General features: G+C 69.4%; 15 protein-coding genes. 7 read left to right on the forward strand and 8 right to left on the reverse strand.

Annotation, left to right across the window (positions count from 1 at the left end):
- Positions 1 to 115: 115 nt before the first annotated feature.
- Positions 116 to 322: a cold-shock protein gene (locus ACFOD4_RS16835; RefSeq protein WP_379598272.1), complete on the reverse strand. Its 207-nt coding sequence runs from the start codon at positions 320 to 322 to the stop codon at positions 116 to 118.
- A 197-nt stretch (positions 323 to 519) separates the two neighbouring features.
- A complete protein-coding gene (locus ACFOD4_RS16840) occupies positions 520 to 1,758 on the reverse strand; it encodes an MFS transporter (RefSeq protein WP_379598274.1) in 1,239 nt (412 codons plus the stop codon).
- Positions 1,759 to 1,969: 211 nt separating this feature from the next.
- Here ACFOD4_RS16840 and ACFOD4_RS16845 point away from each other — a divergent pair, with 211 nt between their 5' ends.
- The 5 genes from ACFOD4_RS16845 to ACFOD4_RS16865 all read left to right on the forward strand — a co-directional run bounded on the left by ACFOD4_RS16845 (position 1,970) and on the right by ACFOD4_RS16865 (position 8,291).
- Positions 1,970 to 3,400, forward strand: coding sequence for an MATE family efflux transporter (locus ACFOD4_RS16845; protein WP_379598276.1), 1,431 nt, complete (start codon positions 1,970 to 1,972; stop codon positions 3,398 to 3,400).
- A 78-nt stretch (positions 3,401 to 3,478) separates the two neighbouring features.
- Positions 3,479 to 4,492 carry an asparaginase gene (locus tag ACFOD4_RS16850; RefSeq protein ID WP_379598278.1) on the forward strand — a complete coding sequence of 338 codons (1,014 nt, stop codon included), beginning with the start codon at positions 3,479 to 3,481 and terminating at the stop codon, positions 4,490 to 4,492.
- 83 nt (positions 4,493 to 4,575) lie between these two features.
- Positions 4,576 to 6,678 (forward strand): YjbH domain-containing protein, encoded by a 2,103-nt coding sequence (locus ACFOD4_RS16855; RefSeq protein WP_379598280.1) that lies wholly within the window; start codon positions 4,576 to 4,578, stop codon positions 6,676 to 6,678.
- Positions 6,679 to 6,768: 90 nt separating this feature from the next.
- Positions 6,769 to 7,101, forward strand: coding sequence for a thioredoxin TrxA (gene trxA / locus ACFOD4_RS16860; RefSeq protein WP_379598282.1), 333 nt, complete (start codon positions 6,769 to 6,771; stop codon positions 7,099 to 7,101).
- Between the two features lie 5 nt (positions 7,102 to 7,106).
- Positions 7,107 to 8,291: a PQQ-dependent sugar dehydrogenase gene (locus tag ACFOD4_RS16865; RefSeq protein WP_379598284.1), complete on the forward strand. Its 1,185-nt coding sequence runs from the start codon at positions 7,107 to 7,109 to the stop codon at positions 8,289 to 8,291.
- An 18-nt stretch (positions 8,292 to 8,309) separates the two neighbouring features.
- Here the strand turns inward: ACFOD4_RS16865 and ACFOD4_RS16870 are convergent, their stop codons facing one another.
- From ACFOD4_RS16870 to ACFOD4_RS16890, 5 genes are read right to left on the reverse strand one after another with little or no spacing between them, the layout of a single operon-like run.
- Positions 8,310 to 8,645 (reverse strand): hypothetical protein, encoded by a 336-nt coding sequence (locus tag ACFOD4_RS16870; protein WP_379598286.1) that lies wholly within the window; start codon positions 8,643 to 8,645, stop codon positions 8,310 to 8,312.
- Between the two features lie 10 nt (positions 8,646 to 8,655).
- A complete protein-coding gene (locus ACFOD4_RS16875; protein ID WP_379598287.1) occupies positions 8,656 to 9,702 on the reverse strand; it encodes an SPL family radical SAM protein in 1,047 nt (348 codons plus the stop codon).
- A gap of 43 nt (positions 9,703 to 9,745) precedes the next feature.
- Positions 9,746 to 11,260, reverse strand: a complete 1,515-nt coding sequence (locus tag ACFOD4_RS16880; protein WP_379598289.1) for a tripartite tricarboxylate transporter permease — start codon at positions 11,258 to 11,260, stop codon at positions 9,746 to 9,748.
- 2 nt (positions 11,261 to 11,262) lie between these two features.
- Complete coding sequence (locus ACFOD4_RS16885; protein ID WP_379598290.1) at positions 11,263 to 11,751, reverse strand: tripartite tricarboxylate transporter TctB family protein; 489 nt, start codon at positions 11,749 to 11,751, stop codon at positions 11,263 to 11,265.
- Between the two features lie 30 nt (positions 11,752 to 11,781).
- A complete protein-coding gene (locus ACFOD4_RS16890) occupies positions 11,782 to 12,753 on the reverse strand; it encodes a Bug family tripartite tricarboxylate transporter substrate binding protein (RefSeq protein WP_379598292.1) in 972 nt (323 codons plus the stop codon).
- 153 nt (positions 12,754 to 12,906) lie between these two features.
- Between ACFOD4_RS16890 and ACFOD4_RS16895 the strand changes: the two genes are divergently transcribed.
- Together ACFOD4_RS16895 and ACFOD4_RS16900 are read left to right on the forward strand one after the other, a co-directional pair.
- Positions 12,907 to 14,415 carry a hypothetical protein gene (locus tag ACFOD4_RS16895; RefSeq protein WP_379598294.1) on the forward strand — a complete coding sequence of 503 codons (1,509 nt, stop codon included), beginning with the start codon at positions 12,907 to 12,909 and terminating at the stop codon, positions 14,413 to 14,415.
- Positions 14,412 to 15,281 (forward strand): hypothetical protein, encoded by an 870-nt coding sequence (locus ACFOD4_RS16900; protein WP_379598296.1) that lies wholly within the window; start codon positions 14,412 to 14,414, stop codon positions 15,279 to 15,281. The genes ACFOD4_RS16895 and ACFOD4_RS16900 overlap by 4 nt, the downstream gene beginning before the upstream one ends.
- 11 nt (positions 15,282 to 15,292) lie before the next feature.
- Here ACFOD4_RS16900 and ACFOD4_RS16905 read toward each other — a convergent pair whose 3' ends face one another.
- Positions 15,293 to 16,579, reverse strand: a complete 1,287-nt coding sequence (locus tag ACFOD4_RS16905; protein WP_379598886.1) for a UbiH/UbiF/VisC/COQ6 family ubiquinone biosynthesis hydroxylase — start codon at positions 16,577 to 16,579, stop codon at positions 15,293 to 15,295.
- Positions 16,580 to 16,694: the final 115 nt, after the last annotated feature.

The raw sequence follows: 16,694 nt of genomic DNA on the forward strand, positions 1-16,694 counted from the left end.
GGCTCGCGAACTCCGCTTCTCCCGGCAACGGAGGGTCAGCCGGGCGGCGGGGTGCTGTCAATGGACGCAAAAAAAGCCCCGGGCACCACTCGGTGCCCGGGGCCTGATCAGCAGATCAGACCTGCTTCAGATTGGAGGCGGAGAGCTTGCCCTCACGGCCCTTCTGCAGCTCGTACTCAATCCGCTCGCCTTCGGCGAGGCCCTGCAGGCCGGCGCGCTGCACATCGGTGATGTGCACGAACACGTCCTTGGAACCGTCTTCCGGCTGAATGAATCCAAAACCCTTGGTTGCGTTAAACCACTTCACGGTACCGATCGGCATCCGGGTGCTCCATTAGATGGGGTTCCGCCCCGCAACATGCACGGCGGATCAACCTTCGATCGGAACGGGCACCAGGCACGCCGCATCCCGGCAGATGAGCCGGGAGGGAGGGAGGCTAGCCGAAACCAAACCAAGTCGACCGCAGGAACATGGTGTGCATTGACGGATTGCACAACCATTTAGCTGTCAATAGCAGATCAACTCGCACCTTGCCGCTCCGGTCGCCGCTTGGCGCCATGCCGTTCCGTGGCGAACAAAGCCAGGGCAAGGACCGGTAATGCCAGCCCCATCCATGCCGTGATCGCCCACCCGCCCTGGGCGAAGCTCCAGCCACCCAGTGCCGAACCCAGGGCCCCGCCCATGAAAAACGTGGCCATGTAAAGTCCGTTGATCCGCCCGCGCAGTTCGTCGCCCAGCCCGAAGATCACTCGCTGCCCCAGCACCACGTTGGCCGATACGCCGAAATCCAGCACAATCCCCGCCAACACCAGCAGAACCAACGCGAGCGTCGATCCCTGCGTGCCTGGAACCGGGCTGAGCGGCATGGACATCAGGAAGGCCAGAGCACCCAGGCCCATCGCCCCGGCACTGGCCGGGCGGATCCACCCCCGATCGGCCACCCGGCCGGCAATCGGCGCTGCCACCGCTCCGGCCACGCCGGCCAGCGCGAACAGGGCAATGCCGCTCTGTGACAGCTGGAAATCCCGGGCCAGGTGCAGCGGTACGGCCGTCCAGAAGACGCTGAACCCTCCGAACATGCCTGCCTGATAGAGAGCCCGGCGGCGCAGGGCCGGCTGAGACATCACCAGCCGCGCCATGGAGCCGAGCAGGGCGCGGTAGCCAAGCCCTGGGCTCGGCCGGCGCACCGGCAAGGCCACGCGCAGCACCACGCCAAGCCCCAGCATCACCAGGGCGGAAAGCCAGAAAACAGCGTGCCAAGACAGAAGGTCGGTAACAAGGCTGGCGACCGGCCGTGCCAGCATGATGCCCAGCATCAGTCCGCTCATCACGTTGCCGACCACCCGGCCACGAACCTGCTCGGGCGCCATATGGGCGGCATAGGGCACCAGGATCTGCACGGCGACCGAACCGAGACCGATCAGCAGCGAGGCCAGCAAAAAAGGTGCGGCGGCGTTGGACAGTGCCGCCAGCACCACCCCTGCCGCCGCCACTGCCATCACCGCAAGCACCAGCCTGCGGTTCTCCACCAGATCGGCTGCCGGCACCACCAGCAGCAACCCGGCGCCGTAGCCGACTTGCGTCAAGGTGACGATCAAGCCCGCCGCTGCCGGCGAAAGGCCCAGCTCTGCGCTGATCGGGCCAATCAGCGGCTGGGCATAATAGATGTTGGCGACAATCAGCCCGCAGGCTGTGGCCAGCAGGGGCGTGAGCCAGGACGGCATCTCCTGGCCCGTGGCGGCGGCACGGATGGTCATGGTGGCGGCTCCGGACAGCGGAAGACGGAGGGCAGGGCGCCGGATCGGAAGGATCCGGCAAGCGCCGCGTGATGCAATGCGCAAGATGGCGCGGACGCCGGCCGCTGTCGTGTTCAGGCCATGCATGGCTGCCCGGCTGCCACGCTGGCGGGGGCGCACACGAAATCGTCCCGCGACCCTGGCGGCGAATCGGGCTAAGCCTCCGCCGGCCATGCACACGGAACACAATGCCCAGGCGCAACAAGCGCCGGGCCAGGACCCTGCCGGACAAGGCTGGGGGCGCGAGTTGCGCGCGACCCTCGGCCTGGCCTGGCCCCTGGCCCTGACCAACCTGTCGCAGATCGCGCTGGTGCTGACCGACACGCTGTTTCTCGGCCGGATCGGCGAGTTGCCGCTGGCCGCCGTCACGCTGGGCGGCAATCTGTATTTCATCGCCCTGGCCCCGGCCTTTGGCGCCGCGTTTGCCGCCTCGGCCATGCTGGCGCAGGAACGCGGACGGGTGAGCCACCACATGCGCGAGATGCGGCGCACCGTGAGGGCTGCCCTCTGGCTCGGCATCCCGCTCTTCATTCTGCTGGGATCGCTGTTGTGGAACGCCGGCGCGATCCTGTTGGCCACCGGACAGGACCCAGCCCTTGCGGCCGAGGCGCAGCGCTACACCCGCGCCCTGCTCTGGGGCATGCCCTTCTTCTACGGCTTCGCGGTGCTACGAGGCTTTCTCGCGGCGTTGGAACGACCGGCGCCGGCACTCTGGGTGTCCGCGCTGGCGATCCTGCTCAACGCGGTGCTGCTGTGGCTGATGGTGGCGGAAGGGCTAGGCTTCCCGTCGATGGGCGTGGTGGGTGCGGGACTTTCCAGTGCCATCGCCAACGGCGCCATGCTTGCGGGACTGGCTTTCTGGATCGCGCGTGACCGCAATCTCTCGCGCTTTCGCCTGATGGGCCGGCTCTGGCGGGCCGACTGGCGCCGCATGCGGGAAGCTGTGGCGGTTGGCCTGCCCATCGCCGGGTCGATGCTGCTGGAGATCGGCATTTTCAGCGCCACGGCGCTGGTGATGGGCTGGTTCAGTCCCATGGCGGTGGCCGCCCATGCGGTGGCACTCCAGGTGGCCAGCGCCTGCTTCATGGTGCCCATGGGGGTGGGACAGGCGGCGACGGCCCGGGTCGGACTCGCAGCCGGGGCCGGCGATGTTGCGGGCGTGCGGCGTGCCGGATGGGTCGCCATCGGGTTGGGTGGCGGCTTCATGGCCGCCACGGCCGCGGTTCTGCTTCTGGCGCCGCACAGCGTGGCGGCCTTGTTCCTGGCGCCTGACATGGCCGAGACGCGGACATTGGCCGCCACCTTGCTGATGGTCGCCGGCGTGTTCCAGCTTTCCGACGGGGTGCAGGCGGTGGCGGCCGGCGCCCTTCGCGGGCTGAAGGACACCCGGATGCCGCTGCTCTTCGCGGCGCTGGGGTATTGGGGGCTGGGCTTGCCGATCGGGCTGGGGCTCGGCTTCACCGCCGGCTGGGGGCCGCTGGGCGTATGGATCGGCCTGGTCGCCGGCCTGGCGGTGGTGGCGGTGTTGATGACGCTGCGCTGGGCACAACTGACGCGGCCCGGCCGCGTCGCCCTGGGTGAGTGGGCAGCGCAAGCCGGCTGATCGGACGCGGCCCTTTTCCCTGGGCCGTGCGGCGCCTACAGCTTGCGTATCGCCCCTCTCGCAGTCAGCGGATCCGTCATGCCCAACACCGCCCCTCCCAAGCCGCGCGTCGCCTTTATCGGCAGCGGCGGCACCATGGCCTCGCTGGGCGAGAACGGGCTCGACATCCAGGATTACGGCAGACACGGGAAGGTGCTGGACGCCAGGGCCATCGCCGCCCGCGTGCCGGAACTGGCCCTGCTGGCCGATGTCATTCCCCGTCCCTACAGCGCCGTGATCTCGACACGCATCGGCTTCCGCGACTGGAAGAACATCGCCGCCGAGTGCCGCAAGGCGGTGGCGGAGATCCCCGGCCTCGCCGGCATCGTGATCGGCCATGGCACGGCGACGCTGGAGGAGACCGGCTATGCCCTCTCCCTCGGGCTCAAGGTCGATGTGCCGGTGGTGATGGTGGGCGCCCAGCGTCCCGCTTCGGGCCTGTCCACCGACATGGGCATGAACCTGCTGAACGCCGTGCGGGTGGCCGCCCATCCCGAATCGCGCGGCCTGGGCGTGCTGGTGTTGCTGAACGACGAGATCCAGGCGGTGCGCGAGGTGTCGAAGACCTCAACCTGGCGCATGCAGACCTTCCGCACACCGGATTTCGGCGTGCTGGGCCACGCCGATGCCGATCGCATCGCCTACTATCGTAAGCCGTTGCGTCGGGTGATGCCGAACACGGAATTCGACATTGCGGCCATCGACGCCCTGCCGCGCGTGGACATCGCCTATTCCCACGCCGATGCCGACGAAACGGCGATCCGCGCCTTTGTTGCGGCCGGGGCCAAGGGCATCGTCAGCGCCGGCTTCGCGCCCGGCGGTCCGACGCCCGTTGAGGCCGATGCTTTGGCGGAAGCGGTGAAGCAGGGCGTGGTGGTGGTGCAGTCCACCCGGGTCGGCAGCGGCCGGGTCGTGGCCGGCACCAAGATGCGGGAACAAGGCATCCTGTCGGCCGACAACCTAACTCCGCAGAAGGCGCGCATTTTGCTGGCCATGGCTTTGACGGTGACGCGGGATCCGGTGGAGATCGCACGCATCTTCGCCACTTATTAACAGTCCGCGCGAAAACGCTTGGCAGCGCCTCATCCATTGGTTAATTTCACGATGTCGTGAAGATAACCGCCGGAAAATCCGGCATGCCTCCTGGTGTCGCGCGTCTCGCCGGTCTGCTGATCCTGGCTGCCATGGCGGGCGCGCGCGCCGAGGAAATGCCGGCCACCGGCAGCAATTGGGGCGGCCTGGGCCTGATCGAGACCCGCAATGCCCGCTTCCGCGACGATGCGACCCTTGAAGCCGGCGCGGCGATCCGCCACCAGCGCCGCTTCTGGTTCCTGAACTTCCAGGCCTTGCCCTTTCTGGAAACCACCTTCCGCCTGGCCGAGCGACTGAACGCCACAACCGGCGAAGGCATGACCACCGATCGCGCCTTCGACCTGAAGCTGCGGCTGCTGCCGGAAGGCGAGTACAATCCGGCAGTTGCCATCGGCCTGCAGGATTTCATCGGCACGGGCCTGTATGCGGGCGAGTACATCGTCGCTTCCAAGCGCTGGTGGGGGCTTGATCTCAGCGCAGGGCTTGGCTGGGGACGACTCGGTACCGGGGCGGAATGGAACAATCCCCTCAGCGAGATTTCCCCCGCTTTCGATGACCGCCCCCGCAATGTCGGCCGTGGCGGCACCTTTCAGACCGGGCTGTTCCGCGGCGAGGAAATGGCACCCTTTTTCGGAATGGAATGGACTGTGCCGTTTCTTCGGACGCCCTGGGGCGGCATTGATGGACTGCGCGCCAAGGCCGAATGGTCCGGCGACCGGTTGCGTGACGAGCGTGGCGGCTATCCGGCCCGGCGCGACAATGGGCGTGGCGATGCCGATTCCCGCGTGAATCTGGGCCTGCAGTGGAGCAATGATTGGCTCGATGCCGGGGTGCACTGGGTGCACGGGACCGATCTGCTGTTCCGCCTCTCGCTGCGCATGAATGCGGCGGATCCGCCCGCCGTACCGCTGCCGGCTCCGCCATCCATGCCAGCCCGGCCCGTCGTGGTGCCGGCAGACGAAGCGGGGGAGGTGTTCGCCGCGCTGGCCAGCGCTGGCTTCCGCGGTCTCGCCTTTCGCCGGGAGGGGTTGGTGGCCGAGGTCGCGCTATCCGGCGGGGCGTGGCGCACCCTGCCGCAGCTCACTGCGCGCGCCATGCGCGCCATCCAGCCAGCCCTTGGCCCGGGTGCCGAGATGTTGCGGCTGCGCTGGTGGCGGGCGGGCGTCGAGATCGCCGTACTGGAAGTGCCGCGCACCACCCTAGAAGCAGTGGCCGCCGGCCTCGCCAGCCCGGAGGAAGCCTGGCTGGCTAGCCGCCTGCTGCCCGCCGCGGGGGATCTGGCGCCGGATGCGGCGCGGGCCAGTCCACCTTTCTGGGACTGGGGTGTTGGCCCGACGCTGGGGCTTCAGCTCGGTGACCCGTCGCGCACGCTTCGATGGCAGGCAGGCCTTGGCGCCGGCATGCGGGTCGATCTGGGCAGCGGCTTCGCCCTGGCCGGCAGCGCGTCGCAGGCCTTGCTGGGCAACATGTCGGGCGGCCTGCCATCGGACAGTCTGCTGCCCCGCGTCCGCAGCGACTATGCGCGCTACGCCGAGGAAGGAAAAACCGCCCTTTCCACCCTGTATGCCGAACGGATCTGGAACCTGGCGCCGGATGTCTTCGCCCGCGCCTCGCTAGGCTACCTGGAGCCGATGTTCGGTGGTGCCTCAGGCGAGATACTCTGGCGGCCGCATGACAGCCGCTTCGCCTTCGGGATCGACATGGCCTGGGTGCAGCAGCGTGACTACAATCAGAAGTTCGGCTTCCGCGACTACAACGTCGCCACCGGCCATGCGTCGATCTACGCCGACTTGCCGGTCTGGAACCTGTATGGCGTGCTGCGCGCCGGGCGCTACCTGGCGGGTGACTGGGGCGCCACGATTGAGATGGGCCGACGCTTCGATTCCGGGATCGAGGTCGGCGGCTTTGCCACCTTCACCAACGTCTCGGCGGCCGAGTTCGGCGAAGGATCCTTCGACAAGGGCATCTATGTCCGGGTGCCACTGGCACTGTTCGGGCGGGAAGATGCCGGAATGGGCGGCACCACCATCCGCCCTGTCCAGCGTGATGGTGGGCAACGCCTGGCGGTGGACAGCCCGCTGTGGGACGTGACGCGGGACGGACGGTCCGACGCGCTGCGGCGGGGCATCGCCGGCTTCGCCCGGTAGCCGCTTCTTGACCTCATGGCCCCGGCACCCGACTTTCTTCCCCGAGAAGAGGCGCCCGCCCCCCGGTGGGCGCGCTGAGGAACACATACGATGAGCGAACTGACCAAGGCCGTCAGCGACGACAGCTTCAAGCAGGATGTGCTGAGCGCCTCCGGCCCTGTGCTGGTGGATTTCTGGGCCGAATGGTGCGGCCCGTGCCGCATGGTGGCCCCGATTCTGGACGAGATCGCCAAGGATTACGAAGGCCAGCTCACCATCGCCAAGGTGAACATCGACGAGAACCCGATGACGCCGAACGAGTATGCGGTCCGCGGCATCCCCACCATGATCCTGTTCAAGGACGGAAAGCCCGTCGAGACCAAGGTCGGCGCCCTCCCCAAGAGCGCGCTGAAGGACTGGATCGCCGGCGCACTGGCGAAGTGAACTGCATGAGCGTCGGACGGACCCCCGCTCGCAGGCCCTTTCCGGCGCTCCTTCGCGCCGCTTCCCGCATCCTTCCCCTGACCGTGGCGCTGCTGAGCGGCACCGCCTGCGCCCAGGGCACTGAGGGGCGGGGCGAGGTGGTGGAAAGCCAGGCCGCCCGCTTCCGGGTCACAACCTTCGCCGGCGGCCTGTCGCATCCCTGGGGCGGCGCCTTCCTGCCGGACGGGCGAATGCTGGTCACCGAGCGCCCTGGCCGCCTGCGGCTGATCGATCGGGACGGCTCGGTTTCGCCACCGCTCGGCGGTGTTCCGGAGGTGGCGGCGGCCGGCCAGGGAGGGCTGCTCGACATTCAGCTCGCGCCCGATTTCGCTTCGACGCGGGAACTGTATTTCTGCCATGCCGCCGCGGTGCGGGGCGGCAATGTCACCCGGCTGGTGCGCGCCCGGCTGGCGGGCGACGCACGCAGCCTCGACTCCGCGCAGCCGATCTTCGACGCCCTGCCGGCGCAGACCGGCAACGGGCATTACGGCTGCCGCATCTCCTTTGGCCGCGACGGCAAGCTTTACCTCACCACCGGCGACCGGCAGCGCGTGTCGGAGCGGGCGCAGGACCTGTCGGACCTTGCCGGCAAACTCCTGCGGCTGGAACGCGACGGCCGTCCCGCGGAAGGCAATCCTGCCCTGCCGGGCGCCAGGCCGGAGATCTTCGCCTATGGCATCCGCTCGCCCCAGGGGCTGGCGGTGAACCCTGCCACGGGCACCATGTGGGAAGTGGAGATGGGTCCGCGCGGCGGCGACGAGGTCAACTTGGTCCGGCCGGGCGCCAATTACGGCTGGCCCGTGGTCGGCCACGGCACCGCCTATAGCGGGCTGCAGATCCATGAGGCGCCGTCACGGCCCGACATGCAGGACCCGCTGCGTTTCTGGACACCGGCCATCAGCCCGTCCGGCGTTGCCTTCTACAACGGCGATGCCTTTCCGGGCTGGAAGGGCGACCTGTTCATGGGGACGCTGAGCAGCGCCGGGCTGATGCGCCTCGAGGTGGAGGGAGACCAGATCCGTGGCGAAGAGCGGCTGCTCTGGGGCCAGACGCGTATCCGCCATGTGGTGCAGGGGCCGGAAGGCGCGCTCTACCTGCTCACGGATGAGAATCGCGGCCGCATCCTGAAACTGGAGCCTGCCGGGGAATAGCGGCCCGGCGCGGGGAACCTATCCACCGGTTCCTCCGTGCTCGTCCAGCGCCGCGAACCATTCGGCATAGGGCGTGTTGCGGGCCATGTGCCGGTTGAAATCGGGGGCGCCATCGTCCCACCACACTGGTCCGCGCTCGCCCAGGGCCTGCTTGGCGGCATCGATGCGCTGCCGGGCGGCCTCCCGATCCGCAGCGTCGCCTCGGCGGAGAGCCTGTTGCTTGGCGCGCCGTCCGGCCATCAGCTCGCGGGTCAGGGCGCTGCGTTCGGCCTCGTCGAGCGCAGGGTTCGCCAGCCGCCAAAGACGCCCGCGCACCACGAAGTAGCGCCCATCCGGTGTCACCGGGTGCTTCACCGCCGCGTCCTCAGGTCCAGTAAAGCAGTCGCGCCGCCGGCAGCCAGCGATGCAGCGACGTCGTCAGCGCTTCCCGCATGGCCCTCATCGCGTCGCGTGGCATCACCCACTTGCCGGTACCGAACTTGGTCAGCTTGCGGGTGCGCTCCGCTTCGTCCATCGGCAGGTCGCTGCCGGGATACCAGTCGTTCAGAACGCCCTTGGACTTGTCGGTGAAGCGGTGGGTGATCAGTTCGGCAGTCAGGTCGGGCCGCAGCCCGTCCAGCGCCTCGGCCACGTCCGCCAGGAGCCGGTCGTATTCCGCTTGCCAGGCCGGCACGGGCAGGATCGGCGCCACGGTGATGCCAACCGGGTAGCCTGCCTCGGCCACCGCCCGCATCGCCGCCAGCCGCCGCGGCATGCGGGGCGCGCCGCCCTCATAGCGTTCGGCTGAGCGGGCGTTCAGCGAAAAGCGGATGCGTGTCCGGCCGCGGTGCGGCAGGTCCAGCAGCGGCTCCACCGCGTCGAACTTGGTGGTGAAGCGAAGCTGCACAGCCTCGTCCCAGGCGCCGAAGTGGCGGATGGCGGCTTCCAGCCCGCCGGTCAGGTGCTCGATGGCCAGCGGATCGGTGTAGCAGGAGCATTCGAAGGTGGTGCCCTCAGCCTGCCGTGCCTCGGAGCGCGATGTCACGGTGCCCTGCCCGAGCAGCGGCGGCAGTTCCGCCAGGATCTCGGGAAGGTTGGCATAGGAGCGGATGATCGGCGGCCCGGCCAGGGAGCCGGCCAGATAGCAGTACTGGCAGTGCGCCGGGCAACCCTCGGCCAGGTCGAATCGCCAGTCGGCCGAGGGCGGGATGGGCTGCGGCCGCCGCCGGCTAGGGGACGCCACCACCACCGCCATGGTGGTCTTGCTGTCGCGGTAGCTGTCGGGCAGGCCCGAAAGCCGGTCAGCGGGGAGCCGGACGATCTCAGCCCCCGCCGCCGCCGCGCGCTCCACCGTGGCAGCGCCATGGGCGAAGCGCAGGGCGGAGGGGGTCACCAGCAGGCGGCGGGGTGTCCAGGGTCTGGCGGGCGGCATGCCCTCCATGTTGGGCCGCCGCCGCGCCGCGCCAGGGGCGGACCTATGGCGAGGGCGCCGTGTCCGCCCGGTTGCGCACGAACAGCCCCCAGATCCGCGGCCCCGCCAGCGCCAGCACCGCGATCAGCAGGATGGACAGCGAGACGGGCCGGGTGACAAAGGTGCTCCAGTCGCCCTGGCTGATGGTCAGCGCCTGCCGCATCGCCTGCTCCGCCATCGGTCCCAGGATCATGCCGATCACGACCGGCGCCTGGGGGAAGTCGAAGCGGCGCATGAAGGCGGCAATGATGCCGATGCCGTAGAGCAGCACCAGGTCGACCACGCTGTTGCTGATGCCGTAGGTGCCGATGGTCGCGAAGACCAGGATGCCGGCATAGAGCTGCGGCGTCGGGATCTTCAGGATGCGGGCCCACAGCCCGACCAGCGGCAGGTTCAAGACCACCAGCATGATGTTGGCGATGTAGAGCGAAGCGATCAGCGTCCAGACCAGGTCGGCCTGGGTGGTGAACAGCATCGGCCCCGGCTGGATGCCGTAGGACTGGAAGGCCGACAGCATGATCGCCGCCGTGGCCGAAGTCGGCAGTCCGAGCGTCAGCATCGGCACCAGCACGCCCGCCGCCGCGGCATTGTTGGCCGCCTCCGGCCCCGCCACGCCCTCGATCGCGCCGGTGGTGCCGAACTCGTGCCGGTGCTCGGGACGAACCAGCTTCCGCTCGGCGTAGTAGCTGAGCATGGTCGGCATCTCGCTGCCGCCGGTCGGCATGACGCCAAAGGGAAAGCCCAGTCCGGCGCCGCGGAACCAGGGGCCGATGCTTCGTTTCCAATCCTGCTTCGTCATCATCAGCCGGCCGACCTCGCGCACCTCCTGCTTGCCGGCAACATGGTTCCAGGCGAGGAACATGGTCTCGCCCACGGCAAAAAGAGCGACCGCGACCAGCACCACGTCGATGCCGTCCAGCAATTCGGGGATGCCGAAGGTCAGGCGCGGCTGTCCGGTCTGCAGGTCGATGCCGACCAGCCCGATCACCAGCCCCAGGCCGAGCGATGCCAGCCCGCGCAGAACCGAGCCGCCAAGCACCGCCGACACGGTGGCGAAGCACAGCAGCATGAGCGAGAAATACTCGGCCGGGCCGAGCTTCAGCGCCAGCTCCACCACCAGCGGCCCGACAAAGGAAATGCCCAGCGTGCCGATCGTCCCGGCCACGAAGGAGCCGATGGCTGCAGTGACCAGCGCCGGCCCGGCGCGGCCGTTCCTGGCCATCTTCGCGCCTTCCAGCGCGGTGATGATGGAGCCGCTCTCGCCCGGGGTGTTCAGCAGGATGGAGGTGGTGGAGCCGCCATACATCGCGCCGTAGAACACGCCGCAGAACAGGATGAACGCGCCTGTGGCGCTGACCTGGAAGGTGATGGGCAGCAGCAGCGCGATGGTCAGCGCCGGGCCGATTCCCGGCAGCACGCCGATCGCGGTGCCGAGAAAGCAGCCGAGCAGCGCCCAGCCCAGATTGGTGATGGTAAGCGCGTGCCCAAAGCCGAGCGCGAGGCCGGACCAGACATCCATGGTCAGAGGATCCCTTCCAGGATGCCGGCACCGATGTTGACGCCGAGCAGCTTGTCAAAGGCAAGAAAGGCGCCGAATGCCACTGCAACCCCGATCCCGAAGTCGCGCAGCGGATGCCGGCTGCCAAAAGCCGCCGCCACCAGCACGAACTGCGCCGTGGCCGCGAAAACGAAGCCCAGCGTGCCGATCAGCACGAGGTTGGCCACCAGCCCGGCGCCCAGCAGGCCGATGGCCCGCCAGTTTGTCGGCGGCAGGTGCTCTACCTCCTCCAGCGTGTGCGACCAGCCACCGCGGAGCGCGGTGACGCTGAGGCCGATGCCCACCGACGTCACCAGCGCGCCGATGACGTAGGGCATGAATTTCGGCCCGACCTGGGCGTAGAGCGGTGTCACCGGGATGGCCACCGCCTGCCACAGGCAGAGCAGCCCCAGCGCCACCACGAACAGCCCGACCGCGAGATCGGGGCCAGCCCCCGGCTTCGCCCGTTCCATTGCATACTCTCCCACTGCGGCGCGGCCGCCTCAGATCAGGCCGATCTCTTTCAGCACCTGCGCCGTCGCCGCCTCGTCCTGCTTCAGGAAGGCATCGAACTCCGCACCCACCAGGAACGCGTCGTCCCAGCCCTGGCGCGCCAGCAATTCCTTCCAGGCCGGCAGGGCATGCAGGTCGGTGACGAACTTCACCAGCTTCTGCACCGCCTCGGGCCGCAGCCCCGGCGGGCCGAACACGCCGCGCCAGTTGCCCAGCACGATGTCGATGCCGCTCTCCTTCAGCGTCGGCACGCCTTCCACCGAGCGCGATTCGCCCGAAGTCGCCAGGGCGCGCATCCGCCCCGCCTTGATCTGTTCGGCGAACTCGGAATAGCCGCTGATGCCGGCCTTCACCTGCGCCCCGAGAATGGCCGCCTGGGCCGGGCCGCCGCCGGCGAAGGCAACGTAGGAGGCGTCCCGGGCCGAGCGGCCCACCGATTTCAGCAGCAGGCCAAGCAGGATGTGGTCCATGCCGCCGGCGCTGCCGCCGGCCACCGAGGTCGCGCCCGGATTGTCCTTCAGTGCCGCCATGAATCCGTTGATGTCGCGGATGTCGCTGTTGGCGGGAACCACGATGATTCCGGGCTCGGTGGTCATGCGCGCCACTGGCGTCACGTCCTTGAGGCCCACCGGCGACTTGTTGGCGAGCACCGAGCCCACCATGATCGCACCGCCCACCATGATCGCGCCTTCGCGCCCGCGGCGCTGACCGATAAACCGCGGCAGCCCGACGGTGCCGCCGGCTCCGCCCACATTCTCGAACTGGAAGGAGCTGACCAGCCCTGCCTGCCGGGCCACCTGCTCGATGGCGCGGCCGAGCCCGTCCCAGCCGCCGCCGGGACCGGCGGGAATGAAGACGTTCATCGAGGGATAGAGCTCGGCGGCCCGCGCGCCGGAGCGCAGCGCGGCGAGAGGCAACAGGGCGCTGGCAGCGGAGGCCGCCAGAAGGGTACGACGCAGCATTCTTGACATCCTCCAGCCACATCATTCCTGTGGCCAGGGTCAGCGATAATCGTTGCCACAGCAAATCGCAAATCCGATCACGCAGCGCGCGCAACGCTTGCACCCTACCTTCGCCGCAAGCATTCTGGCGCGGCGGAATGGGGGTTGGACTGGATGCGGCTACGCTGGGGCCTGTTGGTGGTGCTGCTTGCAGCGCCCTGGCCGGGAGTGGCCGCTGAGCCGCGCGCGCCCCAGGCGCCGGCGCAACGCACCGACCGCATCACCGAGCGCGAATTGCTGATTGCCAACGAACTTGGGCTGGGTCTGCGCGAGCTCTATGTCGTTCCTGCCGGCAGCGTGGAGCCGGGTGGCGAAAGGCTCGGCGAGGAAACGCTGCCCAACGCCGCCACGCTGCGCCTCTCGCTTGGCCGCACCCGCCTCTGCCTGTGGGACCTCCGCGCCGTGCTGTCGGATGGCAGCACGGAGGAAAAGCGCGGCCTCGACCTTTGCCGCGATGCGCGCGGCACGCCGCGCGTGGTGCTTGGAGACCCCTCGGCACCCATGCGCGTGGCGCTTGTGGTCAACGACACCGATGTGCCGATCCGCGAACTCTACGCCGGTCCATCGGGCGCGGCGGAGCGCGGCACGGATCGCCTCGGCCCCGATACGATCGAGCCGGAGGAAAGCCACGAGCTGATCCTGGGCCGTACCCGTGCCTGCCTGTTCGACATCACCGCCGTGTTCGAGGACGACGCCACGGAGGAGCGCCGGCGCATCGATCTTTGCCGTCGCACCCGGGTGGCTTTTGGCGACCCCGCCACGCCGTGGCGGGAAACGGTGATCGCCAATGCCAGCGGCCGCGGCATCCGCAACCTGCACGCCATCACCGGAGCCTCGGCCGGGCAACCCGGTGCCGAGGCGTGGGGCATCGACCGCCTTGGCGCCACCACAGTGGAGGATGGCGACACTTTCCGGCTGCGGCTTCGCAGCCGTGCCTGCCATGTGGATCTGCGCGCCGTGTATGACGACGACACGGCAGAGGAAAAGCGCGGCGTGGACCTTTGCGCCACGCCGCAGATGGTGTTCGACGGGAGCGGCGTGCCACGCCCGCCCGAACGCGTCTTCACCCTGATCAACCGCCATGGCGCCGCCGTGCAGGAGGTTTACGCCTCCGGCATCGACGACAGCGACTGGGGCGAGGACAGGCTGCTGGCGCGGCCGGTGGAACGCGGCGCGCGCGCCGAGGTCACGCTGCGCAGCGACTGCGAGATCGACCTCCGCATCCTGTTCGCCAATGGCGGCGCGGAGGAGCGGCGGGGCGTCGATATCTGCGGCAGCGGGCTGATCGTGCTGCGCCCCGGCTGGACCCTGGCGGAGCGGCTGGACCAGGGTGGCGGCCCGATCGAACAGGGTCCGCCGCGCGAAGGCAGCGTGCGGTTCCGCAACACCGGCCGGGCACCGCTGGTGGAACTGTATGTGGATGCGGCCGATGCCGCGCCGGACGCTTCGCCCGGACCGGACCGGCTGGGCAGCACCGTGCTCGGCCGTGGCGAGACGCTGGATTTCCAGCCTCCCGAAGAGGTGGGCTGTACCGGCCATCTGCGTGCCGTGTTCCGCGACGGGCGCCAGTTCGAACGCCCGCGCTTCGACCTTTGCTCCGGCACGGAGGTAGCGCTGCCGTGATGGTGACGGCACGACGCGCCCCAGCCTTCGCGCTGCTGATGGGCTTGTTCTTCTGGCAGGGTGCCGCATCGGCCCAGCCGATCTCGCCCGTGCCACCGGAGCTGCGCGGCGCCTGGTTTGCCGGCAGCTGCACCGCACCCGATGCCATGCTGCACCTGACTGCCCGCAGCGCCGCCCGGCTTCCCGCGCGTGGCCCGTCGCGGCTGCTGCGTTTCAACGAATCGCGCGAACAGGATGGCTGGCTCATCGGGACAGGGCGGGGCGCCGAGGCACCGCGCATCATGCTGCGCCCGGGCGGCACTGAGGGGCTCGTAAGCGCCGAACCAGGGCCGAAGCTGCGCGACGACCGGTTGCCGGGCGACACGCCGGTGCAGGCCTGGCACCGCTGTCCTGCGCCGCCGCTTGCCATGTCCGCCCTGCACGGAGAGGGGCTGGCGATGCTGGGCGCGCTGGAGCAACTCGAGGCAGCCTGCGGCACACCCGCAGGCCAGGGCTCGGGCTGCATTGCGACGGTCATTGCCATTGGCGATGTTTCGGGCGACAGGCTGCTCTCCGTGGCGGAGATCGGACGGCTGATCCGCGGCATGACCTGGGTTCTCGCCGCGGCGGACGGTGCAAGTGCCGATGCGCTGGCCTTTGCCGGCGCCGGCGGAGCGCTGGCAGGCGTGGCCGGCGCCCGGCTGGTGATGGAAAGCCTGGACTACGATGGTGACGGCCGGATTTCCGCGGCCGAGCTTGGGCAGGACCGTGTGGCCCTGGCACCCTCCGCCGGGGACGCTGCCGGGCAGCCGCTGCGGCTGGAAGGGGTGCAGGACGGGATCGCCCTGCTGCGCGGGCTGATGGAAGGGTTGCTGCCCGGGCGCTGAGCGACGGCTCTTCAGGGGGCCGTGGACGGATTTCCGAGCATCAGCGACCCCGTCACCGGCCCGAACCCCATGGCACGGCGGGCGAAGAAGCCCTTGAGCCGCGGCATCCGCTCCACCGCGGCCAGCCCCAGCCGCCGCGCCAGCCTCACCGGGGGCAGCCTGTTGCCGAACAGCCGCTCCAGCGCGTGCGTCGCACCCAGCATCAGCATCGCATCCGGCCGCCGTGCAGCCTGGTAGCGGGCCAGCAGCCCGGACGAGCCGGCGTCCTCGCCGCGCTCCGCCGCCTCGATCACCAGTTCCGCCAGGGTCGCCACGTCACGGAAGCCGAGATTGAGGCCCTGTCCCGCGATCGGGTGGATACCATGCGCGGCGTCACCCACCAGGGCCAGTCGCGGCGCGGTGTAGCGCATGGCGTGCATGGCGCTCAACGGGTAGGACCAGCGCCGGCCGATCGGCGTCACGCGGCCCAGGTGGTCGCCCATGCGGCGCTGGATTTCGCGTCCGTATTCGTTGTCCGGCAGGCGCAGCATCCGCTCGGCCACGTGGCGGCGGTCGGACCACACAATGGCGGAAACGTGCGGATGCTCCTCGGTCGGCGCCATCGGCAGCTGGGCGAAGGGCCCGTCGGGCAGGAACTTCTCCAGCGCCTGCTGTTCGTGCGGCAGTTCATGCGCCACCGCCCCCACCAGCCCCATCTGACGGTAATCGAGTTGAGCCGTGCCGATGCCTGCCGCAGTGCGCAAGGGGGAGCGGCGGCCTTCGGCGCCTACAACCAGCGCCGCGCGGAAGCTGCGCCCGGTGGACAGGCGGATCTCCGCGCCGACAGCGTCCCATGACACCTCGGCCCGTGCCGGCGCATGCACCGAAAGATGCGCCAGCTCGCGCATCCGCGCATTCAGCGCCATGCGCAGGGCCCGTGCCTCCACCATCCAGCCGAACGGGCCGGTGCCGGCCTCTGCCGCGTCGAAATGCAGCGCCATCCGGTTGTCGGCCTCGCCGGCTTCGCCATCGATGCAGCGGATGCGGGTGATGGGGCCAGGGCTCCAGGGCAGGTGGTCCCAGACCCCGGCCCCGTCGAGCAGGTTGCGGCTGGTAGCGGCAATCGCATAGGCGCGGCCATCGAATTCGGGCCGCTCCATCGGCGGCAGCGGCGCGGTGTCCACGACGGCCGTGCGGATGCCGGCGGCGGCCAGGGCTGCGGCCAGGGTCGCGCCGACCGGTCCTGCGCCGACAACGCAGACCGCGACATCCGCCCCGCCCGTGGGGGCAGCCGCCATCGTGTTGCTGGGATCTGTCATGGAGTTGGCCGCTGGGGTGGCATTCATGCCGCTTATTCTGGCGTCTCGACCGCCTCGCCGAAAGAGTGGCACCGCCGGCAATTCCGGCTCCGCTCACAGGCAATCTGCATAAAAT

Source organism: Teichococcus globiformis, assembly GCF_042646265.1.
Taxonomy (GTDB): Bacteria; Pseudomonadota; Alphaproteobacteria; order Acetobacterales; family Acetobacteraceae; genus Pseudoroseomonas; species Pseudoroseomonas globiformis.

What these genes read in the sequence shown, in the direction of transcription:
- ACFOD4_RS16835 (WP_379598272.1), bottom strand. Translation starts at nt 322, where the DNA reads ATGCCGATCGGTACCGTGAAGTGGTTTAACGCAACCAAGGGTTTTGGA.
- ACFOD4_RS16840 (WP_379598274.1), bottom strand. Translation starts at nt 1,758, where the DNA reads ATGACCATCCGTGCCGCCGCCACGGGCCAGGAGATGCCGTCCTGGCTC.
- ACFOD4_RS16845 (WP_379598276.1), top strand. Translation starts at nt 1,970, where the DNA reads ATGCACACGGAACACAATGCCCAGGCGCAACAAGCGCCGGGCCAGGAC.
- ACFOD4_RS16850 (WP_379598278.1), top strand. Translation starts at nt 3,479, where the DNA reads ATGCCCAACACCGCCCCTCCCAAGCCGCGCGTCGCCTTTATCGGCAGC.
- ACFOD4_RS16855 (WP_379598280.1), top strand. Translation starts at nt 4,576, where the DNA reads ATGCCTCCTGGTGTCGCGCGTCTCGCCGGTCTGCTGATCCTGGCTGCC.
- trxA (WP_379598282.1), top strand. Translation starts at nt 6,769, where the DNA reads ATGAGCGAACTGACCAAGGCCGTCAGCGACGACAGCTTCAAGCAGGAT.
- ACFOD4_RS16865 (WP_379598284.1), top strand. Translation starts at nt 7,107, where the DNA reads ATGAGCGTCGGACGGACCCCCGCTCGCAGGCCCTTTCCGGCGCTCCTT.
- ACFOD4_RS16875 (WP_379598287.1), bottom strand. Translation starts at nt 9,702, where the DNA reads ATGCCGCCCGCCAGACCCTGGACACCCCGCCGCCTGCTGGTGACCCCC.
- ACFOD4_RS16880 (WP_379598289.1), bottom strand. Translation starts at nt 11,260, where the DNA reads ATGGATGTCTGGTCCGGCCTCGCGCTCGGCTTTGGGCACGCGCTTACC.
- ACFOD4_RS16885 (WP_379598290.1), bottom strand. Translation starts at nt 11,751, where the DNA reads ATGGAACGGGCGAAGCCGGGGGCTGGCCCCGATCTCGCGGTCGGGCTG.
- ACFOD4_RS16890 (WP_379598292.1), bottom strand. Translation starts at nt 12,753, where the DNA reads ATGCTGCGTCGTACCCTTCTGGCGGCCTCCGCTGCCAGCGCCCTGTTG.
- ACFOD4_RS16895 (WP_379598294.1), top strand. Translation starts at nt 12,907, where the DNA reads ATGCGGCTACGCTGGGGCCTGTTGGTGGTGCTGCTTGCAGCGCCCTGG.
- ACFOD4_RS16905 (WP_379598886.1), bottom strand. Translation starts at nt 16,579, where the DNA reads ATGACAGATCCCAGCAACACGATGGCGGCTGCCCCCACGGGCGGGGCG.